At 56.7% G+C, this 21,902-nt stretch carries 24 protein-coding genes and 3 tRNA genes; 13 read left to right on the forward strand and 14 right to left on the reverse strand.

Annotated features, from left to right (window positions below; translation table 11 throughout):
• Nucleotides 1–62: 62 nt before the first annotated feature.
• On the forward strand, nucleotides 63–2,327 hold the full coding sequence (locus QMG15_RS09325) for a bifunctional (p)ppGpp synthetase/guanosine-3',5'-bis(diphosphate) 3'-pyrophosphohydrolase (protein ID WP_281788374.1): 2,265 nt from the start codon (nucleotides 63–65) through the stop codon (nucleotides 2,325–2,327).
• Nucleotides 2,328–2,330: 3 nt separating this feature from the next.
• On the opposite strand, the gene greB is transcribed toward QMG15_RS09325, so the two are convergent.
• From greB to QMG15_RS09360, 7 genes are all read right to left on the reverse strand, one after another.
• Nucleotides 2,331–2,897 carry a transcription elongation factor GreB gene (gene greB / locus QMG15_RS09330; protein ID WP_281788375.1) on the reverse strand — a complete coding sequence of 189 codons (567 nt, stop codon included), beginning with the start codon at nucleotides 2,895–2,897 and terminating at the stop codon, nucleotides 2,331–2,333.
• Nucleotides 2,898–2,910: 13 nt separating this feature from the next.
• Nucleotides 2,911–3,342 carry a hypothetical protein gene (locus tag QMG15_RS09335; RefSeq protein WP_281788376.1) on the reverse strand — a complete coding sequence of 144 codons (432 nt, stop codon included), beginning with the start codon at nucleotides 3,340–3,342 and terminating at the stop codon, nucleotides 2,911–2,913.
• Nucleotides 3,343–3,352: 10 nt separating this feature from the next.
• Nucleotides 3,353–4,054, reverse strand: coding sequence for a substrate-binding domain-containing protein (locus QMG15_RS09340; protein WP_281788377.1), 702 nt, complete (start codon nucleotides 4,052–4,054; stop codon nucleotides 3,353–3,355).
• Between the two features lie 14 nt (nucleotides 4,055–4,068).
• Nucleotides 4,069–5,046, reverse strand: a complete 978-nt coding sequence (locus QMG15_RS09345; protein ID WP_281788378.1) for a tripartite tricarboxylate transporter substrate binding protein — start codon at nucleotides 5,044–5,046, stop codon at nucleotides 4,069–4,071.
• A gap of 128 nt (nucleotides 5,047–5,174) precedes the next feature.
• On the reverse strand, nucleotides 5,175–5,741 hold the full coding sequence (locus QMG15_RS09350; RefSeq protein WP_281788379.1) for a hypothetical protein: 567 nt from the start codon (nucleotides 5,739–5,741) through the stop codon (nucleotides 5,175–5,177).
• A 195-nt stretch (nucleotides 5,742–5,936) separates the two neighbouring features.
• Nucleotides 5,937–6,013: transfer RNA gene (locus QMG15_RS09355), tRNA-Arg, on the reverse strand.
• 31 nt (nucleotides 6,014–6,044) lie between these two features.
• Nucleotides 6,045–6,121, reverse strand: a tRNA-Ile gene (locus QMG15_RS09360).
• Nucleotides 6,122–6,168: 47 nt separating this feature from the next.
• On the opposite strand from QMG15_RS09360, the gene QMG15_RS09365 reads away from it, so the two are divergent.
• A complete protein-coding gene (locus tag QMG15_RS09365; protein WP_199220165.1) occupies nucleotides 6,169–7,110 on the forward strand; it encodes a DMT family transporter in 942 nt (313 codons plus the stop codon).
• A gap of 5 nt (nucleotides 7,111–7,115) precedes the next feature.
• Here QMG15_RS09365 and hrcA read toward each other — a convergent pair whose 3' ends face one another.
• Nucleotides 7,116–8,117, reverse strand: coding sequence for a heat-inducible transcriptional repressor HrcA (gene hrcA / locus QMG15_RS09370; RefSeq protein WP_108358446.1), 1,002 nt, complete (start codon nucleotides 8,115–8,117; stop codon nucleotides 7,116–7,118).
• Between the two features lie 39 nt (nucleotides 8,118–8,156).
• On the opposite strand from hrcA, the gene QMG15_RS09375 reads away from it, so the two are divergent.
• The 3 genes from QMG15_RS09375 to rapZ are packed head-to-tail and all read left to right on the forward strand — an operon-like array spanning nucleotide 8,157 to nucleotide 11,598.
• Nucleotides 8,157–9,053 (forward strand): NAD kinase, encoded by an 897-nt coding sequence (locus QMG15_RS09375; RefSeq protein ID WP_108357941.1) that lies wholly within the window; start codon nucleotides 8,157–8,159, stop codon nucleotides 9,051–9,053.
• Nucleotides 9,050–10,723 carry a DNA repair protein RecN gene (gene recN / locus QMG15_RS09380; protein WP_281788380.1) on the forward strand — a complete coding sequence of 558 codons (1,674 nt, stop codon included), beginning with the start codon at nucleotides 9,050–9,052 and terminating at the stop codon, nucleotides 10,721–10,723. The genes QMG15_RS09375 and recN overlap by 4 nt, the downstream gene beginning before the upstream one ends.
• A complete protein-coding gene (rapZ, locus tag QMG15_RS09385; protein ID WP_281788381.1) occupies nucleotides 10,720–11,598 on the forward strand; it encodes an RNase adapter RapZ in 879 nt (292 codons plus the stop codon). The genes recN and rapZ overlap by 4 nt, the downstream gene beginning before the upstream one ends.
• Here the strand turns inward: rapZ and mutY are convergent.
• The gene (mutY, locus tag QMG15_RS09390) at nucleotides 11,595–12,644 is read right to left on the reverse strand and encodes an A/G-specific adenine glycosylase (protein ID WP_281788382.1); all 1,050 of its coding nucleotides are present in this window, start codon (nucleotides 12,642–12,644) and stop codon (nucleotides 11,595–11,597) included. The genes rapZ and mutY overlap by 4 nt on opposite strands.
• Nucleotides 12,641–13,456, reverse strand: coding sequence for a bifunctional DNA-formamidopyrimidine glycosylase/DNA-(apurinic or apyrimidinic site) lyase (gene mutM / locus QMG15_RS09395; protein WP_281788383.1), 816 nt, complete (start codon nucleotides 13,454–13,456; stop codon nucleotides 12,641–12,643). Before mutM ends, mutY begins: the two co-directional genes overlap by 4 nt.
• Before the next feature lie 41 nt (nucleotides 13,457–13,497).
• Here mutM and QMG15_RS09400 point away from each other — a divergent pair, with 41 nt between their 5' ends.
• The 8 genes from QMG15_RS09400 to QMG15_RS09435 all read left to right on the forward strand — a co-directional run bounded on the left by QMG15_RS09400 (nucleotide 13,498) and on the right by QMG15_RS09435 (nucleotide 19,637).
• Entirely contained in the window at nucleotides 13,498–15,138 is a 1,641-nt protein-coding gene (locus QMG15_RS09400; RefSeq protein ID WP_281788384.1) for a tetratricopeptide repeat protein, read from the forward strand.
• 2 nt (nucleotides 15,139–15,140) lie between these two features.
• The gene (locus QMG15_RS09405; protein ID WP_281788385.1) at nucleotides 15,141–15,635 is read left to right on the forward strand and encodes a lipoprotein insertase outer membrane protein LolB; all 495 of its coding nucleotides are present in this window, start codon (nucleotides 15,141–15,143) and stop codon (nucleotides 15,633–15,635) included.
• Nucleotides 15,636–15,638: 3 nt separating this feature from the next.
• On the forward strand, nucleotides 15,639–16,484 hold the full coding sequence (gene ispE / locus QMG15_RS09410; protein ID WP_281788386.1) for a 4-(cytidine 5'-diphospho)-2-C-methyl-D-erythritol kinase: 846 nt from the start codon (nucleotides 15,639–15,641) through the stop codon (nucleotides 16,482–16,484).
• A 32-nt stretch (nucleotides 16,485–16,516) separates the two neighbouring features.
• A tRNA-Gln gene (locus QMG15_RS09415) sits at nucleotides 16,517–16,593 on the forward strand.
• 81 nt (nucleotides 16,594–16,674) lie between these two features.
• A complete protein-coding gene (locus tag QMG15_RS09420) occupies nucleotides 16,675–17,652 on the forward strand; it encodes a ribose-phosphate pyrophosphokinase (protein ID WP_108283498.1) in 978 nt (325 codons plus the stop codon).
• 114 nt (nucleotides 17,653–17,766) lie between these two features.
• The gene (locus tag QMG15_RS09425; RefSeq protein ID WP_108357949.1) at nucleotides 17,767–18,387 is read left to right on the forward strand and encodes a 50S ribosomal protein L25/general stress protein Ctc; all 621 of its coding nucleotides are present in this window, start codon (nucleotides 17,767–17,769) and stop codon (nucleotides 18,385–18,387) included.
• Between the two features lie 67 nt (nucleotides 18,388–18,454).
• Nucleotides 18,455–19,129: an aminoacyl-tRNA hydrolase gene (gene pth, locus QMG15_RS09430; RefSeq protein ID WP_281788387.1), complete on the forward strand. Its 675-nt coding sequence runs from the start codon at nucleotides 18,455–18,457 to the stop codon at nucleotides 19,127–19,129.
• Entirely contained in the window at nucleotides 19,089–19,637 is a 549-nt protein-coding gene (locus tag QMG15_RS09435) for a hypothetical protein (protein ID WP_281788388.1), read from the forward strand. The genes pth and QMG15_RS09435 overlap by 41 nt, the downstream gene beginning before the upstream one ends.
• A 44-nt stretch (nucleotides 19,638–19,681) precedes the next feature.
• Here QMG15_RS09435 and QMG15_RS09440 read toward each other — a convergent pair whose 3' ends face one another.
• From QMG15_RS09440 to rsmD, 4 genes are all read right to left on the reverse strand, one after another.
• Nucleotides 19,682–19,936 carry a YfhL family 4Fe-4S dicluster ferredoxin gene (locus tag QMG15_RS09440; RefSeq protein ID WP_281788389.1) on the reverse strand — a complete coding sequence of 85 codons (255 nt, stop codon included), beginning with the start codon at nucleotides 19,934–19,936 and terminating at the stop codon, nucleotides 19,682–19,684.
• A gap of 75 nt (nucleotides 19,937–20,011) precedes the next feature.
• Nucleotides 20,012–20,743, reverse strand: a complete 732-nt coding sequence (locus QMG15_RS09445; protein ID WP_281788390.1) for a histidine phosphatase family protein — start codon at nucleotides 20,741–20,743, stop codon at nucleotides 20,012–20,014.
• The gene (gene coaD, locus QMG15_RS09450) at nucleotides 20,740–21,237 is read right to left on the reverse strand and encodes a pantetheine-phosphate adenylyltransferase (protein ID WP_281788391.1); all 498 of its coding nucleotides are present in this window, start codon (nucleotides 21,235–21,237) and stop codon (nucleotides 20,740–20,742) included. The genes QMG15_RS09445 and coaD overlap by 4 nt, the downstream gene beginning before the upstream one ends.
• 36 nt (nucleotides 21,238–21,273) lie before the next feature.
• Entirely contained in the window at nucleotides 21,274–21,897 is a 624-nt protein-coding gene (rsmD, locus tag QMG15_RS09455; RefSeq protein ID WP_281788392.1) for a 16S rRNA (guanine(966)-N(2))-methyltransferase RsmD, read from the reverse strand.
• Nucleotides 21,898–21,902 lie beyond the last annotated feature (5 nt).

The raw sequence follows: 21,902 nt of genomic DNA on the forward strand, positions 1-21,902 counted from the left end.
TCTTCCCCATCTGAAAAGCACCGCAGTGTCGGTGCTTTTTTATTGGGAGTAAAGTAAACAGTATGAGCGTTACCCAATCCACGTTAAAGCCCCCCGCTTCCCTGTCTGGAAGCGCGGCTGCAGCCAATGCGGCAGCGGCCAGCTTTGCTGCGTTGACGGAAAAACTAGGCTACCTCAATGCAGAAGGCCTAGACATGGTGCGTCGTGCCTACCGCTATGCCGACGAAGCCCATTTAGGCCAGTTGCGCAACAGCGGCGAGCCTTACATCACCCACCCCATCGCTGTGGCCGCGCAATGCGCAGAGTGGAAGCTCGATGCACAAGCCCTGTCGGCCGCACTGCTGCACGACGCGATGGAAGACTGCGGCATCACCAAAACAGATTTGATCGAACGCTTTGGTATCCAAGTGGCCGATTTGGTGGATGGCCTGACCAAGCTCGACAAGCTGGAGTTCAACACCCGCGAAGAGAACCAAGCCGAGTCATTCCGCAAGATGCTGTTGGCCATGGCGCGTGATGTGCGTGTCATCCTCATCAAGCTGGCTGATCGCAGCCACAACATGCGCACCATGGGCGATATGCCTCGTGCCAAGTGGGGCCGCATCTCGAACGAAACGCTGGAAATTTACGCCCCCATCGCCCACCGCTTGGGCCTGAACCAAACCTACCGCGAGCTGCAAGAACTGTGCTTTCAATACCTGTGGCCGTGGCGTCACAAGGTGCTGAACAAAGCCATTCAAAAAGCCCGCCATCGCCGCCGCGATTTGATGCAAAAAGTGCAACAAGAGGTCGAGGCCTCTTTCGCCAAAGCAGGCCTCAAGGTGCGCATCTCGGGCCGCGAAAAAACGCTGTATTCGATTTACAAGAAGATGGATGGCAAGCACCTCAGCTTTGCACAGGTGACCGACATTTACGGTTTCCGTCTCATCCTGCCAGACGTGATTGATTGCTACACCGCCTTGGGCGTGCTGCATCAGATCTACAAACCGGTGCCGGGCAAGTTCAAAGACCACATCGCCATTGCCAAGCTCAACGGCTATCAATCGCTGCACACCACCATCGTGGGGCCATCGGGTTTGAACGTGGAGTTTCAAATGCGCACCGAAGCCATGCACCTCGTGGCCGAAACAGGCGTGGCTGCACACTGGCTCTACAAAGACAAAGGTTCGAGCAACGAAGCCAATGCCAACTTAGGCAATAAGTGGCTGCAATCGCTGCTGGACATCCAAGACGAAACGCGAGACGCCACCGAGTTTTGGGATCACGTCAAAGTCGACTTGTTTCCAGATGCGGTGTATGTGTTCACCCCCAAGAGCAAGATCATGGCGATGCCACGCGGCGCGACCATCGTTGACTTTGCTTATGCCGTCCACAGCGATGTGGGCGACCGCACGATGGCAGGTAAAGTCAACGGCGAACAAGTGCCGCTGCGCACCGAGCTGCGCAGTGGCGACATCGTCGAAGTCATCACCTCGGCTGTTGCCTCGCCCAACCCCGCTTGGCTGGGTTTCGTGCGCACAGGGCGCGCCCGCTCCAAGATTCGCCATCACCTCAAGACCATGGCCCATTCCGAGTCACAAGGCTTGGGGGAGAAACTATTGGCGCAAGCCCTGCGCGCGGAAGGCATTGAAAAAATGCCAGCCCGGGATGGTGAACATGCGTCCCTGTGGGACAAGCTGCTGCACTTCACAGGCAGCAAAACACAGGCCGAATTGTTGACAGACATTGGCTTGGGCAAGCGCGTGGCCAGCATCGTGGCCAAACGTTTGGCCACCTTGCTCTCAGACACAGGCCTCAAGCCTGATGCCTTGCTGCTGAGCCGCGAGCGCTTCACCGCGCACGAGAACGTGTCACAAGGCAGCGTGACTGTGGATGGCAGCGAAAACGCTTCCGTGCAATACGCCACCTGCTGCCGCCCCGTGCCAGGTGACGCCATCGTGGGCTACCTAGGACGCGGCGAAGGCTTGGTGGTACACACCGACCAATGCGGCGTGGCGCAGCGCTTGAAATACAAAGACAGCGAACGCTTCATTGCCGTCGAATGGGCAGATGAGCCCACGCGCACATTTGAAGTCGCTGTGGTGGTGACCGTGAGCAACGGCAAAGGTGTGCTGGCCCGCGTGGCTTCAGCCATCACCAGTGCCGAAGCTGACATTACCCACGTGTTGATGGCCGATGAGGTGAGCGGTCAAGAAGCGACAGATTTGCGCTTTATCTTCACGGTGCGCGACAAGGCACACTTAGAAACTGTTTTGGGCAATCTACGCCGCGTGCCGTCGGTGTTGCAAGCGCAACGCGTGGTGTCTGGCGTGGGGCGCGAGGCCTAAGCTTTAAGCTTGCGCAGGGGCTGGTGCCGGATAGCGCACCTCGACCACCTCGACGTCTTGCACGCCCACAGGCGTGACCAACTTCACCACATCGCCTTCACGCGCTTTGAGCAACGCACGTGCGATGGGCGACACCCAAGTCACTTGAGCGTTCAAACTATCCGCCTCGTCAATGCCGAGGATGGTGACAGTGCGCTCGACATCGGCCTCATCCACATACGTGACCGTGGCACCAAAGAACACTTGGTCGCTGCCGTGGTGAACACTGGGATCGGTGACTTCCGCGATCTCTAGACGCTTGGTCAGAAAACGAATACGACGGTCAATTTCACGCAAACGTTTTTTGCCGTAGTGGTAATCACCGTTTTCTGAGCGGTCACCGTTGCTGGCGGCCCAATGCACGATTTCAACCATGCGTGGGCGTTCGTTGTCGATCAACTCAAACAACTCGGCGCGAAGCACCGCATAGCCCTGAGGCGTGATGTAGTTCTTGCTGCCTGCAGGCAACGGGGGCAAGGTGATGTCGTCGTCGTCATCCGCATCGGTCTCACGCGTGAACGCCTTACTCATGGTGGGCTAAAAATCAATGCCATCCAATCACTTGGTAGCCGCGTTCAGCCAAGCATTGCTGCACAAACTGGCGATACAAACTGCTCCCTCCCACCGACTGGCCTGCAGCCGTAGCGGCAGCGCCACCCGCACCAATGGCCGCCGCACCCGCAGCAATATTTTTCAAATCAGGTTTATGGCCACTGAGCAACGAGCCAACAACGCCTGCCGTGCCCACACCGGCAGCACCGGCGGCAGCTGCGCGGCCTGCATCAACCTTGTTCACAGCACCCACATCAGACTGCTGCGCCAAGCTGATGCACGTTTGTGTGTCAGCTTGGGCTTGGGCTGGCCCCACATATTGGTAATGGGCATTTGGGTAAAACGCAGGCTTGGCCAATGGCGTGGCACAGCCTGTCAACACGGCAGCGATACAGAGCAATAAGGGTGAGGCATGGTATTTCATGCCGCAAATTTTAGTCTCTCAACTCGAACCCACTCGATGTGCGCAAGGTACGAGTTTCGTGACTGGCCAGCACATCAGCCAACTTTTGCGCCAGTGCAGGCTCATGCGCACGCGTGGGAATTCCCAAGACGTACATGGTGGCCAATTCAAACTCTTGGGGCAACACCCCAACCAAGTCGATACCGGGGGTGTATTTGATTTCTGTGACCTGCGTACTCCCCATCACATGCGCACCTTTGGCCTGCGCCATGGCATGCATGGCCGTGGTGCCGTTGGGAAAGGTATGAAACCGATCGGCCAGTTCCACATCTAAACCCAGGGTTTGTAACACTTTGAAAAAGTGAATGCCCGCTGTTGCGAGTTGGGGATCGGGAAAGTAAATCCCTTCGGCAGCGCGAAAGGCGGCTTGCAAATCTGCGCGCGTGGCAATGGCTGGGTGCGGGCTACCGTGCTTGACTGCAATGCCGGTTTTCACCACGCCCAGATCGCGCAGAGTACCGGGACGAACTTCCCCGGAAGCCATCAAACCGTCCATCAAAGATTGCGTCAAGATCAGCAAATCGCAACGCTCACCTTTGAGCAGCTTCTCTTTCATCGCGCCCACCGCACTGAACGTGCCGTGAATTTGGCAGCCATGCGTGGCTTCAAAGTCAGCCTTCAACGAATTGACCAAACTGGCAGCGGCACCGCCGCTCAAAATATGCAGTTCCATGTTTCGTCCTTGAATCAATCGGCTTTCGCGCCAGAAACTTTCACAATCGTGGCCCATTTCGCCACATCCTCAATGACGTATTTCGCAAACACGGGGGCCGACATCGACATGGGAGCAGCACCTTGCTTCGCCCAAATAGCCTTGACCTCAGCTGTATTGACAATCTTGTTGATTTCAGCGTTGAGCTTGGTCACGATGGCCTCTGGCGTGCCCACAGGCGCCATCATGCCGAGCCAAATCACGGCTTCGTATTTGGGGACACCGTCGTCACTCATCGTCGGAAGTTCAGGTGTGACCGCAGAACGTACACGCCCCGTGGTGGCGAGTCCGCGTACTTTGCCAGCTTTGATGTTTTCAGACATGGTGGTCACCGCGTCAAACATCATGTCGACTTGGCCTGACAACACATCGGTTCGCGCAGCGGCACTGCCCTTGTAGGGAATGTGCGTCATTTGCACATTCGCCATGTACTTGAACAGCTCACCCGCCATGTGATACGGCGTGCCGTTGCCCGAGGAGGCATAGTTCATCTTGCCGGGATTCGCACGCGCAAGTTTGATGAGATCTTGCAATGAATTGGCCTGGACGTTGGGGTTCACCACCAAGACCAAATCTGAATAATTAATTGGCGCAATCGGCGCAAAATCTTTGACCAAGTTGTAAGGCTTATTGGGAATCAAAGACTCATTCACCGTCTGTGCGTTGGACATCATCAACAAGGTGTAACCATCGGCAGGTGCTTTGGCTGCAGCGTCAGTGCCAATGATTGACCCCGCACCAGGCCGGTTATCCACCACAAAAGGCTGCCCTAAGGCGTCTTGCAAACGCTGCGCCATAAAGCGCGCGTAGTTGTCAGCCGGTCCACTGGCGGCAAACGGCACAATGATTTTGACGGGGCGATTTGGATAGCCTTGTTGGGCGTGCCCCGCGAACGCGGCGAAGAACGAAGCGAAGGTCATACCGACCTTGAACAGCGTGCGAATGGTTTTCATACTGACGTCTCCTGTTTGTTTTTGTGAAGTGACTCACACTTCCAAACACATTAAAGAAGAAAACTTCAAAAACCACAGTCACGTAAAGCAATCGGGCGCCTTGGACACAAGAAACGAGGCTTGCCCCCCTATTGAATCACTTTCGTTTTGACGAACGCTAAGGCTGACTTCATCCAAGGAAGAATCAATCCAAAGCAAGCCAACACCAAGACTGTCCCAAACCAATCGCCCACCATCATGACGGCAGTGCTGGTGAGAAAACTCTCAGTCCGCCCAATCCAAAAATACCAAAGCTGATGAATCAACGAACTGATGATGGCAAACAAAACAGACACCTTGAAAAGCCCTAAGGCACGCAAGTTCAACAAATCTTTATCGAGCTTTAAGTAATCGATCGCAATTTGCCGTGCCATGAAAGGCGCGAAACCAGCAAGCGAACCACCGATCAAAAGGTTCAGATAGCTGCCGTCGAAATATAAAAAATATGTCAACAAGGTCGACGCAAGCATGATGCCGATGGCACCGTCCAGCGCAAATAAAAGTACGAACGTCAACCGCAGACCACTTGGCAAAAACACCCAATCCACACGGTGAGAGTAATTGAGCGAGCTAAACAGTATCAAGTTAACTTGATACAAAACGAAATAAACGATTGCCGTGGTACAGACAATGAAAAACCGGTTTTTATAAGTCACGACAATTCCTTCTTTCAGAAATTTTCGTCATATTGATATGCCAAGCTTGCAGTTGGCTTATTCCTAATGAATATAAATTCGACCCAAGGAAAATAAATTACCAAACGGTCACCGGATGTCCACCAAGCGAGATCGGCATAAAGAGCTGCAAAAACGAAAAAGTCCTAGAACATTACTGTTCTAGGACTTCACGTTTGGTGCGGCTGGCAGGAATCGAACCCACGACCCCTTGGTTCGTAGCCAAGTACTCTATCCAGCTGAGCTACAGCCGCTCTGGAAAACCGAAAGTATATCACAGATATTTGGTAGGGCGTCACGGACTTGAACCGTGGACCAAAGGATTATGAGTCCTCTGCTCTAACCAACTGAGCTAACGCCCCAACCGAAGCGACAGATTGTAGGGGCTATGCAAACTATCATTCTTCAAATGAAACTCTCCCCTAGAGCCCTCGGGCTCGCCGCTGCAGTCGTGACGGTGCTGATTTGGTCGTCCTTCATCGTTGTGGCGCGCGCCTCTGCTGCGCATCACCTGCTTCCCCTCGATATTGGCTTTCTGCGCATCATCGGCGCGGGATGCGTGCTGCTCCCTTGGGGCTGGTGGCTGATGCGTTCGCAGCGCCATTCGGGTGACCGCGTGGGTTCGCTGATGGGTTTGTCTCCACTGCCCTTGCGCATCACGGTCTTGGCTGGGCTTTTCGGCAGCATGCTTTATGCAATGTTGGTTTATTCTGGTTTTTTCTTTGCGCCTGCAGCACACGCTTCTGTACTGATGCCTGGCAGCTTGCCGCTGTGGACATCACTCTTGGCCCTCGTGGTGCTACACGATCACATCACCCGCGCACGCGCCATGGGCTTGGCTTGCATTGTGTTGGGCGATATGTTGGTGGGCGGTACAAGTTTGCTCAAAGCATTGGATGGCGGCGAGGTTTGGAAAGGCGATGTGATGTTTATGTCGGCAGCCTTTTGCTGGGCTTGCTACAGCGTGCTGGTACGCCGCCATGCGCTAGAACCTGTGCGCGCCACCATCGCCATCACGGCTTTTTCTTGCGTGGGCTTTGTGCCGGTTTATGGTTTGGCCGCTTACGCAGGCTGGGTGCCTACACACTTAGACACAGCCCCTGTTTCTGAGATGTTGTTTCAAGCCATATTCCAAGGCGTAGGTTCCGTCGTGATTTCAGGCATCACCTTTAACGTGATGATCCGTCACTATGGTCCCGTGCGCTCCACCATGATCACGGCGCTGGTGCCGGGCTTGTCAGCGCTGGGGGCGGTGGTGTTTTTGAATGAACCCATGAGCCTCAACTTAATTGCAGGTCTTGCCCTAGTGACTTGCGGTATTTTGTTTGGCGTACGTTTGCCAAAAACTTAAACGCCCTATTTGTGGCTGAGGGCGTTGCTCACCAACTTGGACGTGATATCCACAATTTGAATCATCCGGTCGTAGGCCATGCGCGTGGGGCCGATGACACCCAGCGTACCCACCACGAGGCCGTCTACCTCGTAGGGAGCGCTCACCACCGACAGCTCTTCCATAGGCACGATTTTGCTTTCGCCGCCGATGTAAATACGTACACCTTCGGCTTGAGCGGAGCTATCGAGCAAACGCACCAGCTGTGCTTTTTGTTCAAACAAATCAAAAGCGCGGCGCAGGTTGCCCATGTCGCTGGAAAAGTCACTCACCGACAGCAAATTACGTTCGCCACTGACCACCACATTGTCTTGCGCTTGGGTCAAGGCCTCGGTGCTTACCTGCACCGCCGCTTGCATCAAGGTGGCAATTTCGCCGCGCAGTGATTCCACCTCGGCCAAGAGTTTTTCGCGCACCTGCTCAATCGCCATGCCCGCGAAATGGTGGTTCAAATAGTTAGATGCTTCCACCAGCTGCGAGGCCGAGTAGTCGGTTTCGGTGAACAGCACGCGGTTCTGCACATCACCCTCGGGCGACACGATGATGACCAACAAACGCCGGTCCGACAGACGCAAAAACTCAATGTGGCGAAACACCGAGCTGCGGCGCGGCGCAATCACCACCCCCACAAAATGCGACAAATCAGACAACAGATGTGCGGCATTGGCGATCACTTTTTGCGGCTGATCTGGGGCCAACGTCGGGGTTTGCATGTGGCTGCGCTCAGCGGTGAGCATGGTGTCCACAAACAGGCGATAGCCCAGCGCCGTGGGAATGCGCCCTGCTGAGGTGTGGGGGCTGGCAATGAGGCCCAACTCCTCCAAATCCGACATCACATTGCGGATGGTCGCGGGCGACAACTCGATGCCCGTGGCGCGAGACAACGTGCGCGATCCGACGGGTTGCCCGTCAGCGATGTAGCGCTCTACCAGCGCTTTGAGCAATAACTTGGCGCGATCGTCTAGCATGGTCATCCTGTTGTCGAATTTTAGTGATGTAATTTGCCTATGAAATCGAAGTTTCGTCAGATTGCCTTGCTTGGGAAATACCACTTGAACTCAGGTTCAAGCGCTAACCCATCTTCCCGCAAAACCCTAGAGGAAATTGCGCAGTTCTTGCACACGCTGGGCTGTGAAGTCATCCTAGAGCATGACACAGCAGCCGGCTCGGGCCTGAGTGGCTACACGGTGATGGGCATCGAAGAAATTGGCACATCTTGCGACTTGGCCATTGTGCTGGGTGGCGACGGCACCATGCTGGGCTATGCCCGCCAACTGGCACCACACAACGTACCGCTCATTGGTATCAACCAAGGTCGCTTGGGTTTCATCACTGACATTCCTTTGAATGAAGTCAAAAACACACTGACCGCCATGCTGGGCGGCGGCTATGAGGAAGACCGCCGCGCATTGATGCGCGCCAAGGTATGGCGCGATGGCCATTGCGTGTTCAATGCCCTGGCCCTGAACGACGTGGTGGTCAACCGTGGCGCCACCAGCGGCATGCTGGAAGTACGCGTCGCCATTGATGGCCGGTTTGTGGCGAACCAACGCGCTGACGGCGTCATCATTGCAACGCCCACAGGCTCTACCGCTTACTCTCTATCCGTCGGCGGCCCGCTGCTGCACCCGTCCTTGCCAGCCTGGGTCATGGCACCCATTGCGCCGCACACACTGTCCAACCGCCCCATCGTGCTGTCCGACACCGGCGAGGTGACGATTGACCTGGTGGCTGGCCGTGACGCCAGTGCCAACTTTGACATGCAGTCGCTGGCATCGCTGCTGATTGGCGACCGCATCACAGTCAAACGCTCCAACTACCACGCCACCTTTTTACATCCACGCGGCTGGAGCTATTACGACACCTTGCGTCAAAAACTGCACTGGAACGAGGGTGTGGCATGAGTCTGCAGCACATCGTTTTGCGCGATTTTGTGATCGTGCGCGAGCTGGACCTCGACTTGTCAAGCGGTTTTTCTGCGCTCACCGGCGAGACCGGTGCTGGCAAATCGATTTTGATAGACGCCCTGCAACTGGTACTGGGCGCGCGTGCTGAAAGCAGCGTGGTGCGCGAAGGCGCAGCCCGTGCCGAGATTTGTGCCGAGTTCGACACCACATCCGACATCTTGAAATGGCTAGATGAAGAAGGCTTTGCCGACATCGCTGCCGACGACCACCTGCTGCTCAAACGCACGATTGACGCGCAAGGCAAAAGCCGCGCGTGGATCAACGGCAGCCCCGCCACCGCCACCCAGCTGCGCGCTTTGGGCGACATGGTTCTGGACATCCACGGCCAACACGCGTGGCAAAGCCTGACCCGTCCAGACGCAGTGCGCGGTTTGCTAGACGCCTATGCAGGCGTGAGCCTGCAAGGCATGACACAAACATGGACGCAATGGCGCCAAGCCACCCAAGCCCTGCACGAGGCGCGCACCGCGCAAGCCACGCTGCAAGAAGAGCGCGAGCGTTTGCTGTGGCAAATTGCCGAGGTCGACAAGCTTGCGCCCGCCGCAGACGAATGGGATGAGCTCAACAGCCAGCACACGCGCCTGTCGAACGCACAAGCCTTGATGGATGCCGCGCAAGCCGCCATCCAAGCCTTAGAAGACGACGACAGCGGCGCACTACGCCTGTTGACCAAAGCCCAAGACACGCTGCAAGACCAAACCGATGTGGAGCCCGAATTCACCGCGCTGGTGGACGTGCTGGCCTCTAGCCTTGCACAAGCGGGCGATGTGGCGCATTCGCTCAACGCCTATTTGAGCCGCACAGAGCTCGACCCTGCGCGATTGCAAACACTGGACGACCGCATGTCGCTGTGGATGTCTTTGGCGCGCCGCTTCAAGCGCACACCGCAAGAACTGTCTGCGCTGTACCTGGAGTGGAAAACGCGTTTGACGCAGCTCGATGCCGCCACAGACCTTGAAGCCCTGGAGGCCACAGAAGCCAAAGCCGCAGCGGCGTATCAAGTGCAAGCCCGCAAAATTTCCCAAGCCCGCACACAAGCTGCGCCCAAGCTGGCCACCGCCATCACCCAAGCCATGCAAGGCTTGGGCATGCAAGGTGGTCGCTTTGAGGTGCAGTTGGACAAAACTGAGCAACCTACGGCCAGTGGCCTAGAGAGCATCACCTTCTTGGTGGCAGGCCACCCCGGCAGCACACCGCGCCCCGTGGGCAAAGTGGCTTCGGGCGGCGAGCTGTCGCGCATTGCCTTGGCCATCGCCGTGACCACCAGCGAACTGGGTACGGCGCAAACCCTCATCTTTGACGAGGTGGATTCAGGCGTGGGCGGTGCTGTGGCTGAGACTGTAGGCCGTTTGATGAAGCAACTCGGCATTGACCGCCAAGTGCTGGCCGTGACCCACTTGCCACAAGTTGCCGCGTGTGCCGACCACCACTTGGTGGTGTCCAAACACAGCAATGCGCAAGGCACATCGAGTCAAGTTACGGCCCTGAGTGCCGATGCACGAGTCAACGAAATTGCACGCATGTTAGGCGGCGAAAAGGTGTCAGACACCACCCTCGCCCACGCGCGTGAAATGCTTCAAACCTCTGCAAAGACTGGCAAAAAATGAAACAAGAACTGGTGCTCATCACAGGCATGTCGGGCTCGGGTAAATCCGTGGCTTTGAACGCGCTGGAAGACGCAGGCTACTACTGCGTAGACAACCTGCCGCCCGAGTTGCTGCTGCCCTTTGTTCAGCTGGAACAGCAACAAAGCATCGGCAAAGTCGCCATTGCGATGGATGTGCGCAGCGCCAGCTCATTGCCTTTGGTGCCTGCGCAACTGGCCCATTTGCGCCTGATGGACGTGGATGTGCGCTTGCTGTTCTTAGATGCCACCACAGACATTTTGGTGCACCGTTTTTCCGAAACACGTCGCCGCCACCCGCTGTCGCGCCAAGATGGTCAAGACGTGATTCGCGATCAGCAACGCGACTTGGTGGAAGCCATTGAGCTAGAACGTGAACTGCTGTCTGAGCTGCGCGAGGAATCACACATCATCGACACCAGCTTGTTGCGCAGCAGCAAGTTGCAGGGCTACATCAAGTCGCTCATCTCGGCCCCTGCCACACAGCTGACCTTGATGTTTGAATCTTTCGCCTTCAAACGCGGCATCCCCGTGCATGCCGACTATGTGTTTGACGTGCGCATGCTGCCCAACCCACACTACGAACCCGCCTTGCGCCCGCTGACTGGGCGCGACGCCCCCGTAGCCGATTGGCTGACCGAGCACGGCGCGGTCGAAAAAATGGCCAGCCAAATCACCGACTTCATGAACACCTGGTTGCCTGACCTCAACCAAGACCACCGCAGCTATGTGACGGTGGCCATTGGTTGCACCGGTGGGCAACACCGCTCGGTGTATTTGGTGGAGTTGCTGTCCAAGCGTTTTGCACAAGAGTGGGTCACGCTCAAGCGTCACCGCGAGCTGGACGTCGCGCCTTAACCTGCTAGCAGCTTTCGGATAGGCGCGGGCAGCCCCAATGCGGGCCAATCAACGCCTGCCACCCATTGCCCCTCCCCCATCGCAGCACCCAACTTCACGGCACTGGGTAAGTTCAGCTGCACCGGATGCAAATGCAAATCTTTGTGCGTCAGCACATGTTTGAACACCCCGCCCTCCTGCAACTGCGCGTGGTACTTGGCTGGCAAAGCAGCCAGCAAGGTGTCAAAGCTTTCAAACACCGGCAAGCAATACAAACCCGCCCACACACCCTTTTGTGGGCGCTGCATCAGCCACACATCGCCATCACGTGTGACGGCGTGCAACAACCACAACTGCTCTGACGTGCGTTTGAGTTTGCGTGTTTTGAAGGGATACGCTTCGGGCTGACCTTCAGCCCTGGCTACGCACGCATCCGCCACGGGGCATTGCTCGCATTGCGGCTTTTTAGGCGTACACAAGGTCGCACCTAAATCCATCACACCCTGGGTGTAACGAGGCATAGCGCTTGTCACATCTCGCTGGGGCAACATGGTTTGGGCGATGGCCCATAGATCTTTTTCCACACGCGATGAAGCCAAGTCTTCTTTGAAACCCAAATAGCGGGTGAGCACGCGCTTGACGTTGCCATCCAAAATCGCAATCGGCTCGCCAAAGCACAGCGAGGCCACGGCTGCTGCCGTGGAGCGGCCAATGCCAGGCAAAGTTTGCAAGGTTTCAGAGCTGCGCGGAAACACGCCGCCATGCAAAGCCACCACGTCTTGCGCGGCCCTGTGCATATTGCGGGCGCGGCTGTAGTAGCCCAAGCCGCTCCACAGGCCCAACACCTCGTCTTGGTGCGCGGCAGCCAAATCAGCCACGGTGGGAAAGCGCGTCATGAAACGTGCAAAGTACTCGCGCACGGTGACCACCTGCGTTTGCTGCAACATGATTTCTGACAGCCACACGGCATACGGGTCTTGCGTGTTTTGCCACGGCAGATCGTGGCGACCATGTTTTTTTTGCCACGCCACCACGGTGTCGCCAAAGCTTTTGTTTTTTGCAGTCATGGTTTTTGGCATGTGGGGCAGTAATAGGTAGAGCGTTGGCCTTGTTGGATGCGGCGAATGGTGGTGCCGCACACGCGACACGGCTCGCCTGCGCGGTCATACACATGGGCTTCGAGCTGAAAGTACCCCTGCTGGCCATCGGCATTTGAGAAGTCACGCAAGGTGCTCCCCCCCTTTTTCACCGCACGCGCCAACACATCGATGATGGCCAAACGCAGCTTTTCGGCACGCGGGCGGCTGATGCGGTCTGCGCGGGTGGTGGGGCGAATGCCCGCCAAGAACAATGCCTCGGACGCATAAATATTGCCCACGCCCACCACCAGTGCGCCGCCCAACAGCACTTGTTTGATGGCAGTTTTGCGTTTTTTCAAACCCGCATGGAAAGTGTCCAAATCGAATGCCCCATTCAGCGGCTCCACCCCCAAGTGCCCCAGCAGCTTCACGGCTTCAGCGCTTTGCTCGCTCGGCGCGTACACCACCGCGCCAAAGCGGCGAGGGTCGTTGAGGCGCAGCAAGCCATGCGTCGTGTCTAAATCGAAGTGATCATGCGTTTGTGGCGGGCTTCGGTCATCACTGAAGCGCAAGCTGCCTGACATGCCCAAATGCCACAGCAGCAACCCTTCATCCAAATCAACCAGCAGGTATTTGCCACGTCGACGCACCCGTAACACCTGGCGCCCCACCAAAGCCTCAGGCTTGCATCCCAAAGGCCAGCGCAGTGGCTTCCCCACCCGAACCGCCGTGATGCGCGCCCCAGCAATGCGATCAGCAAAGCTCAACCGGGTGACTTCAACTTCGGGTAATTCGGGCATAGCGCACTCAAGAAAAAACAGTCAGCGATTATGATGCGAGCATGAAATTCCCCTTGCCTGCAGCCCGTCTTTGGGCCTTGCGCCTTGCCCTATTAACAGCTGCCACGTGTGCGCTACCTGTTGTGGGGAACGCACAAACCGATGGCACGCAAGCCGCGCCCAACTCGGCAATCACGGGCGAGTTGCTGTACGAGATCTTGTTGGGCGAACTCAATTTGCGCCAGGGTGAGCCCGCCGCTGGGTTCTCACTCCTGCTCGATGCGGCACGTAAATCCAACGACGTGCAGCTGTATGACCGTGCCGTCGAGATTGCCTTGCAAGCCCGCTCGGGCGATGGTGCTTTGATGGCGGCACGGGCGTGGTCACAAGCTTGGCCACAGGACCGCAAGGCCAACAACCAAGTGCTGCAAATTTTGTTGGCACTCAACCAAGTCAACGAAAGCTTAGAGCCTCTGAAAAAGGATTTGGCGTTGGCGCCCGAGATGGAGCGTGAGGCTGTCATCAGCCTGATTCCTCGCCACTACGCACGCGTCACCGACAAAAAGCGTGCAACCAACGTTGTGACGCAAGCGCTTGAACCCTACTTGAGTAAATCAAACACCGCCGCCTCGGCATGGACCACGGTCGGACGCATGCGCATCAGCAGCAACGACATGGACGGCGCACTCGATGCAGTCAAAAAGGGGCAATCCGCCGATGCAAAGGCACAAGGCCCAGCGTTACTGGCCTTGGAATTGATGGGCAAAAAAGTGTCCGGCGCAGAAGCATGGGTGACGCAGGCCTTGAGCCGCCAACAAGGCACAGAGTTAGCCATGAGCTATGTGCGTGTGTTGATTGAATTAGAACGTTACACCGATGCGTCTGAGCAGCTGCAAGCCATCACGCGTAAAGACCCTAAGTTGGCTGATGCTTGGTTGGTGCTGGGTTCGCTGCAATTCGAACAAGGCCAAGACAAACTCGCCGAAGCCTCATTGGCTCGCTATGTGGCATTGGCCACACAAACCCCCTCTGACAACAGCACACGTGGTCTCACGCAAGCGCAAACACGTCGCGCCACACTGCTTGCTCGCCAAGGCAAGATCGTCCAAGCACGTGAGCTGATTGCCAAACTACCGGCCAACAATGCGGAGGAACAACGCAGCCGCTTGCTCGCAGAAGTGCAACTCTTGCGCGATCACAGCCAATGGCAAGCCGCGTTTGACCTGCTCGCCGCCAACAGCGGCGATGACATCGACTTGATGTACGAGCAAGCCATGCTGGCAGAAAAGCTCCACCGCATCGACGAGATGGAAAAGCTCTTGCGTGCCGTGATTGCCAAAAATCCAAGCTATTACAACGCCTACAACGCGCTGGGCTTTTCACTGGCTGATCGCAACTTGCGCTTGCCCGAAGCCAAGCAACTGATCGTCAAGGCCCTGACATTTGCCCCTGATGACCCTTTCATCACAGACAGCTTGGGCTGGGTCGAGTTCCGTTTGGGCAACCTCACCTCGGCCTTGAGCCATCTGCAAAAAGCCTACAAAGACCGCGCCGATGCCGAGATTGCGGCCCACCTAGGCGAAGTGCTGTGGCGCATGAAGCGCCAAGACGAAGCCATTCAAATCTGGCGTGAAGGCTTGAGCACGTCACCAAACAACGAGACCTTGCAAGAAACCCTGCAACGCCTCAAACCAGCCCTGTGACGATGCGCGCTTGGTTGCTGGGTTTGCTCACGGGCTTCATGCTGCTTGGCTGCGCCACGCCCAGTCGCCCCGCCAAAGCGCTGGGTGCGGAACAAGTCAGCCCCACCGAGTGGCAAGGCCGCATCAGTGTGCAGGTGCAAGGCGAAGCCCCTTCTTCGATGAGCGCCAGCTTTTTGTTGCGCGGTGACGCAAAGAACGGCGAGCTTGATTTGTATTCCCCCCTCGGCACCACGCTTGGCGCTTTGCAGTGGACGCCCCAATTCGTGCAACTCAACGATGGCAGCAAGCGCCAATACTTCAGCTCTTTGGCGGAATTGACCGAAAAGACCACGGGCGCAGCACTGCCGATTGACGCCATTTTTGCGTGGCTGCAAGGCCGCGATGTGTCCACCACGGGCTGGACAGCCGACTTGTCAGCCATCTCACAAGGTTCGCTGAGTGCACGCCGTACAGCCCCGTCGCCTGAAGTGACGCTGCGCATCAAACTCGACCAGTAAACCATGCGCTCGCTCCACCACCTTTTAGCCCCGGCCAAGCTCAACCTGTTTTTGCACATCACAGGCCGACGTGACGACGGTTATCACTTGCTGCAGTCCGTCTTCATGTTGATCGACTGGTGTGACACCCTGCACTTTGATGTACGCGACGACGGCCTGATCACGCGCGAAGACCTCACCGTGGCATTGCCCGCAGACGATTTGGTCACGCGCGCCGCACGCGCGCTGCAACAAGCCAGCGGGACCACGTTGGGTGCGCACATCGCCATTGAAAAACATATCCCTGCGCAAGCCGGCATGGGTGGCGGCTCGTCTGATGCAGCCACCACGTTGTTGGCACTCAACCGTTTGTGGGGCTTGAATTGGCCGCTGCCCAAGCTCATGCCGTTGGGACTCACTTTGGGTGCAGATGTGCCGTTTTTCATGGGTGGCCACAACGCTTGGGTAGAGGGTATTGGCGAAAAAATCACACCAATTCAGCTGCCTGCCAGTCGCTTTGTGGTGGTCAAACCGAACGCCGGTTTAGAAACTTCAAGAATTTTTCGTCACCCAGAGCTGCAACGTGCCACAGAAACTGCTACAATGCCGGTCTTCGCTGTTGATCCTTACGGTTTCGGTCGTAACGATTTGCAGCCAGTGGCTCAGGCGCTGTGCCCAGAAATAACCGAAGCCCTTCAGTGGTTAGGCTCTTTTGGATTAAGCCCACGCATGACCGGTTCTGGCAGCGCAGTGTTTGCCCAGTTACAAAACGGTGTGCTGATTGACTCAGCACCGCACAACTGGCAAATGCGAATATGCAGCAATATGGCAGTTCATCCACAAGCGGGGTGGGCAGCCAGCGAAAGTTAACGGTTGGTCGCTGCAAAGCGCCTGACCTGTGTAGGGGAGTCGCCAAGTTGGTTAAGGCACTGGATTTTGATTCCAGCATGCGAAGGTTCGAGTCCTTCTTCCCCTGCCAAATTTTTTCAGAGCACATCAGTGCTAGGTTTGCAAGTGACGGCTTTTTGCGTCATTGGTCTTGAAGCGAAAGTCATACGTCATCATGTCGAACCACACCCCCGACTTCATGGTCTTTACCGGCAATGCCAATCCCACTTTGGCCGCCGAAATTGCAACCCACCTCGGTATCGAAGTTGGTGCAGCCCATGTGGGTCGCTTCTCTGACGGCGAAGTCACCGTCGAAATCAACCAAAACGTCCGTGCCCGCGATGTGTTCGTGGTGCAAAGCACTTGCGCACCCACCAACGAAAGCGTGATGGAGTTGCTGATCATGGTCGACGCTTTGAAGCGTGCCTCAGCGGAGCGCATCAGCGCAGTCATCCCCTACTTCGGCTACGCCCGTCAAGACCGTCGCCCACGCTCAAGCCGCGTGCCGATCTCGGCCAAACTGGTGGCCGATTTGCTGCAAACCGCTGGCGTAGCCCGTGTGTTGACGATGGACTTGCACGCTGACCAAATTCAAGGTTTCTTCGACATCCCAGTCGACAACATCTACGCCTCCCCAGTTTTGTTGGGCGACTTGCGTACGAAAAACTACGAAGACCTGATCGTGGTGTCACCCGATGTAGGTGGCGTGGTGCGTGCCCGCGCTTTGGCCAAGCAACTCGGTTGCGATTTGGCCATCATCGACAAGCGTCGCCCCAAAGCCAACGTGTCTGAAGTAATGAACGTCATTGGTGACATCGAAGGCCGCAACTGCGTGATCATGGACGACATGATCGACACAGCAGGCACTTTGGTGAAAGCCGCTGAAGTGTTGAAAACACGTGGTGCCAAAAAGGTTTACGCCTATTGCACACACCCCATCTTCTCTGGCCCTGCGATTGAACGCATTGCCAAAGGCGATGCCCTCGACGAAGTGGTGGTGACCAACACCATTCCTTTGAGCGAAGCTGGCCGCGCCTGCAAAAAAATTCGCCAACTCACCGTGGCTCCGTTGATCGCCGAAACGATCCAACGCATTGCCAGCGGCGAGTCGGTCATGAGTTTGTTCTCCGACCAAGACCAGCTGTTCTAAACAGCTGACGCTTTCGTCGTCGAACATCACCTCGGGCTGCCTTCCTTGTGTTGTGCAGCCTATTTTTGAAACTGGAGCCACACTGGTCGCGGTGGGTTCTTACTGGAGTTAATTATGAAATTTGTCGCTTTTGAGCGCGCTAAGCAGGGAACGGGTGCGAGCCGCCGTCTGCGTATCACTGGCCGTACACCTGGCATCGTCTATGGTGGCACCGCTGAACCCACATTGATCGAACTCGATCACAACGCTTTGTGGCACGCCTTGAAGAAAGAAGCTTTCCACGCTTCTGTCTTGCAGATGGAACACGCCGGCAAAACAACCGAAGTGTTGTTGCGCGACGTGCAATACCACCCCTTCAAGCAACTCGTCTTGCACATCGATTTCCAACGCATCGATGCCAACACCAAGATGAAGAAAAAAGTGCCTTTGCACTACTCTGGCGAAGAAAACTCTCCAGCTGTGAAAGTTGACCAATGCTTGATCAACCACATCGCCACTGAACTGGAAATCTCTTGCATGCCAAAAGATTTGCCAGAGTTCATCGCTGTGGACTTGAGCAACTTGACCAAAGGTCACTCTTTGCACGCCAAAGACATCACCCTGCCCGCAGGCGTGACCGTTGTGGCGCCTGGCAGCTCCAACCCTGTGTTGGTTGCTGTGGTGGCAACAAAAGCTGAGGCACCTACACCTCAAGAAGCCGCCGCTGCTGCTGGCGACAACAAAAAGAAGAAGTAATCTCGTTTAGAGATCGCTTTGAACGGCCCACTTCGGTGGGCCGTTTTGCTTTTGGAATAATCCTCACATGATCAAGCTCCTCGTTGGCCTGGGCAACCCCGGCACTGAATACGAAGCCACGCGTCACAACGCTGGCTTTTGGTGGATAGACACCGTGGCACGCGACCTAAAGGTCACGCTGCAACCCGACCGTGCGTACCACGGCTTGTTGGCTCGCACCTCGGTCAAAGGCGAGAACGTGTGGCTGCTAGAGCCCCAAACCTTCATGAACCTCTCGGGCAAATCGGTGGGGGCGTTGGCGCGCTTCTTCAAAATTCAACCGCAAGAAATTTTGGTGGTGCACGACGAGTTGGACATCACGCCTGGCGAAGCCAAACTCAAACTCGGTGGCAGCCATGCGGGCCACAATGGTTTGCGCGACATCCATGCACAACTTGGCACAGACCAATACTGGCGACTGCGCATTGGGATTGGCCACCCTGGTGTGAAATCAGAGGTTGCGAATTGGGTACTGAAAAAACCAGCCCCCGACCAACGCACTGCGATTGAAGACTGCATCACACGCACCAGCTTGGCCTTGCCGCATTTGCTTGCGGGCGACATGGTGAAAGCCACGCAAATGATTCACACCGCCAAGCCGCCCCGGCCCAAACCACCTCGGCCGGCCACGCTGCCTGGCACTGAGAAAACAGGGGCTATCCATGCTGAAACAACGCCAACCAAAGGAGCTGACGCCAGCTAGTTTGCAGATATTGCCGCTGCACGGCAGACGTGCTGACGATGCACCCACGCTCAACACGCGCCTCTTCATCAGCCTCACCTTCACTCTGAGCGCATGGTGCATCATCATGCCCACGCATGCAGACACGGTGTACCGCTGCGGCGAGGCCTACAGCACCTCAAGCCAATGTGGCAACACTGTCGCGACAGAAGTCAAACCCTCTTCAGTGCTACACGCTACGGGGCAAGATAAAAGCATCACAGCGACCAGTGACTTGCGCGATGCACAAGCCCTCGAAAGGCAAAGGCTGCAAGCTGAACGCCAAGCAGCCCAAACAGCACCCGTGCGAATCAGCGCACCCCATACACCACCGCCTATCGCCACACATAACGAGTCTTTAGCGGCTAACGGCAAGCGCCAAGGCAAACACGCACGCAAACCTGCAAGCCCTTACTTCACAGCTGTAGACCCCAACGCAGCACCCAAAAAGAAAAGCACCGCCAAAGCGGTGCCTGTCAAAAATCCTTAAAGCCAATGACAGCAGAGGGCTGGCTGGGTGGCTAATTACTTCAATTACTGCGCGGTCTGCTGCAACAGTCGAAACTTGGCCAGCAACGCATCGCGCCCCTCCACCCGCTCGGGGTTCACAGGGATACACGCCACGGGACACACCTGCACACACTGAGGTTCGTCGAAATGGCCCACGCACTCGGTGCATTTGTCGGGGTTGATTTCGTAAATTTCGGGCCCTAAGAAGATGGCTTCATTTGGGCACTCGGGCTCACACACATCGCAGTTGATGCATTCGTCGGTGATCATCAAGGCCATAAAAAAATCCGTCAGTGGGCTAAAACAAGAACTTAATTATCCCAGCTTGCCTAGTGCCGCCATATGGCGCGGTGTTTAGGCCACACCGTTGGCGTGTGTTTCAAGCGCTTGGTCATGCGTTTGACCACGCGCGTCTAGCAAGCGCTTTTGGCTGTACACCGGTTGCTCAGGCAAATCGGCCAAATGCGTGGCATCCGCCCACCCTTGAATGTGCAGCCCACCATCGCGCCAAGCCACTTGGTTGAGGCCTGCATTGGGAATGTCACACACACGAGGCCCACTCAGCGACAAAGCTTGCGCATGACGCCAGACCATGTCGAGGACGCCGCCATGTGTGACCACCACCACATGCTCACCGGCGTATTGCTGCGCCAGCTCTTGCAACGCGGCAATCACGCGGTCATGGAATGCTCGCGTGGTCTCCGCGCCTTCCACCGCCACATCGGCATCAAAGGCCAGCCAGCGCTGCCATGCCTCGGGGTGTTGCGCTTGGATATCGGGGCTGCGCATGCCTTCAAACACGCCGTAGCACTGCTCTCGCAGGCCCGTGTTCAAGATGCAGGTGTGCCCCAACACCTCGGCCACGGGTTGTGCGGTTTGTTGGGCGCGCAACAAATCGCTGCTGATCAGTCGGGTGGGCACACGGCCCTGCGCTTGCCATTCGGCAAAGGCTTGCGACATTCGGGTTTTCAAGCGCTGGGCTTGCGCAAAGCCCATGTCATTGAGTGGTACATCCAGCTGGCCTTGAAACCGCAGCTCTCGGTTCCATGCGGTTTCGCCGTGGCGAATGAGCAAAAAATCAGTCACTTCGCCGCACGCTTGGCCAACAAGCGCTTGTAAACACCCGCCGACACCAAGTTCTGGCCATCGTCACCCGCACCCAGCAAAGAGATTTCGCGCACAAAGGTGCTGGAGATGAATTGGTATTTGGCGCTGGGCGTGAGGAACACGGTTTCCACCTCGGGCATCAGCTCACGGTTCATGCCCGCGAGTTGAAACTCATAGTCAAAGTCGGTCACGGTGCGCACGCCGCGCACCATCACGGTGGCGTTGTGGCTGCGCACAAAATCGCGGGCCAAGCCGGTGAAGGGCACCACTTCCACTTGGGGATGCGCGGCCATGGCCTCACGTGCCATGTCCATGCGCTCATCCAAGGTAAACAGAGTTTTCTTGTGGTGCGCCGTGGCCACTGCCAAGATGACTTTGTCAAACATGGCCGCCGCACGCAACACGATGTCTTCATGGCCCAAGCTGATGGGGTCAAAGGTGCCGGGATAAATGGCCACAACTTGCTTGGACATGGGACGCTCCTACGTATTTCTAAAAATCAAAACTGATTATGCAATCCGGCGCAGCAGGTGGGCATGCACCGCCCCCGCCTTGAGGTGGCGGTGCAATGACAAGCCCATGGGCTCAAGCTGCTCATCCGTCCACGCCACAGGGGCTTCGAGGTACACATAGCCATCGGCCTTCACCGCTTTGGCGGCAGCTTGCAAAGCGGGCTCAAACAACCCGCCATCAAACGGCGGGTCGATGAAGATCAAATCCACGCTCGCTGCGCTGAGCTGCTTCAAGCAAGCCACGCCATCGGTGCGAAGCACATGTACGTTGGTCGCCTTGAGGCGGTTCACTTGGGTGCTGAGCTGCGCCACCAAGGCGGGGTCAAGCTCACACACCTGCACATGGGCAGCACCGCGTGAAGCGGCTTCAAGGCCCAAAGCACCTGTGCCCGCAAATGGGTCCACACAGCGCCAGCCCAGCAGCGACTGGCCCAGCCAGTTGAACAAGGTCTCGCGCACGCGGTCGGGCGTGGGGCGCAGGCCGGGCTTCAGGGCCACGGGCAGTTTGGTGCGGCGCCATTCGCCGCCGATGATGCGCACCTCGCCTGCACCTTTGTGCCGTTTTTCAACGACGGGTTTGGCGGGGGTGGCATTGAAAGATTGTGGTGTGCGGGTTTTCATAGAAT

Source organism: Limnohabitans sp. INBF002 (genome assembly GCF_027924905.1).
GTDB lineage: Bacteria > Pseudomonadota > Gammaproteobacteria > Burkholderiales > Burkholderiaceae_C > Limnohabitans.

Coding starts and splice junctions, on each gene's coding strand:
- QMG15_RS09325 (WP_281788374.1), top strand. CDS start 63: ATGAGCGTTACCCAATCCACGTTAAAGCCCCCCGCTTCCCTGTCTGGA.
- greB (WP_281788375.1), bottom strand. CDS start 2,897: ATGAGTAAGGCGTTCACGCGTGAGACCGATGCGGATGACGACGACGAC.
- QMG15_RS09335 (WP_281788376.1), bottom strand. CDS start 3,342: ATGAAATACCATGCCTCACCCTTATTGCTCTGTATCGCTGCCGTGTTG.
- QMG15_RS09340 (WP_281788377.1), bottom strand. CDS start 4,054: ATGGAACTGCATATTTTGAGCGGCGGTGCCGCTGCCAGTTTGGTCAAT.
- QMG15_RS09345 (WP_281788378.1), bottom strand. CDS start 5,046: ATGAAAACCATTCGCACGCTGTTCAAGGTCGGTATGACCTTCGCTTCG.
- QMG15_RS09365 (WP_199220165.1), top strand. CDS start 6,169: ATGAAACTCTCCCCTAGAGCCCTCGGGCTCGCCGCTGCAGTCGTGACG.
- hrcA (WP_108358446.1), bottom strand. CDS start 8,117: ATGCTAGACGATCGCGCCAAGTTATTGCTCAAAGCGCTGGTAGAGCGC.
- QMG15_RS09375 (WP_108357941.1), top strand. CDS start 8,157: ATGAAATCGAAGTTTCGTCAGATTGCCTTGCTTGGGAAATACCACTTG.
- recN (WP_281788380.1), top strand. CDS start 9,050: ATGAGTCTGCAGCACATCGTTTTGCGCGATTTTGTGATCGTGCGCGAG.
- rapZ (WP_281788381.1), top strand. CDS start 10,720: ATGAAACAAGAACTGGTGCTCATCACAGGCATGTCGGGCTCGGGTAAA.
- mutY (WP_281788382.1), bottom strand. CDS start 12,644: ATGACTGCAAAAAACAAAAGCTTTGGCGACACCGTGGTGGCGTGGCAA.
- mutM (WP_281788383.1), bottom strand. CDS start 13,456: ATGCCCGAATTACCCGAAGTTGAAGTCACCCGGTTGAGCTTTGCTGAT.
- QMG15_RS09400 (WP_281788384.1), top strand. CDS start 13,498: ATGAAATTCCCCTTGCCTGCAGCCCGTCTTTGGGCCTTGCGCCTTGCC.
- QMG15_RS09405 (WP_281788385.1), top strand. CDS start 15,141: ATGCGCGCTTGGTTGCTGGGTTTGCTCACGGGCTTCATGCTGCTTGGC.
- ispE (WP_281788386.1), top strand. CDS start 15,639: ATGCGCTCGCTCCACCACCTTTTAGCCCCGGCCAAGCTCAACCTGTTT.
- QMG15_RS09425 (WP_108357949.1), top strand. CDS start 17,767: ATGAAATTTGTCGCTTTTGAGCGCGCTAAGCAGGGAACGGGTGCGAGC.
- pth (WP_281788387.1), top strand. CDS start 18,455: ATGATCAAGCTCCTCGTTGGCCTGGGCAACCCCGGCACTGAATACGAA.
- QMG15_RS09435 (WP_281788388.1), top strand. CDS start 19,089: ATGCTGAAACAACGCCAACCAAAGGAGCTGACGCCAGCTAGTTTGCAG.
- QMG15_RS09440 (WP_281788389.1), bottom strand. CDS start 19,936: ATGGCCTTGATGATCACCGACGAATGCATCAACTGCGATGTGTGTGAG.
- coaD (WP_281788391.1), bottom strand. CDS start 21,237: ATGTCCAAGCAAGTTGTGGCCATTTATCCCGGCACCTTTGACCCCATC.
- rsmD (WP_281788392.1), bottom strand. CDS start 21,897: ATGAAAACCCGCACACCACAATCTTTCAATGCCACCCCCGCCAAACCC.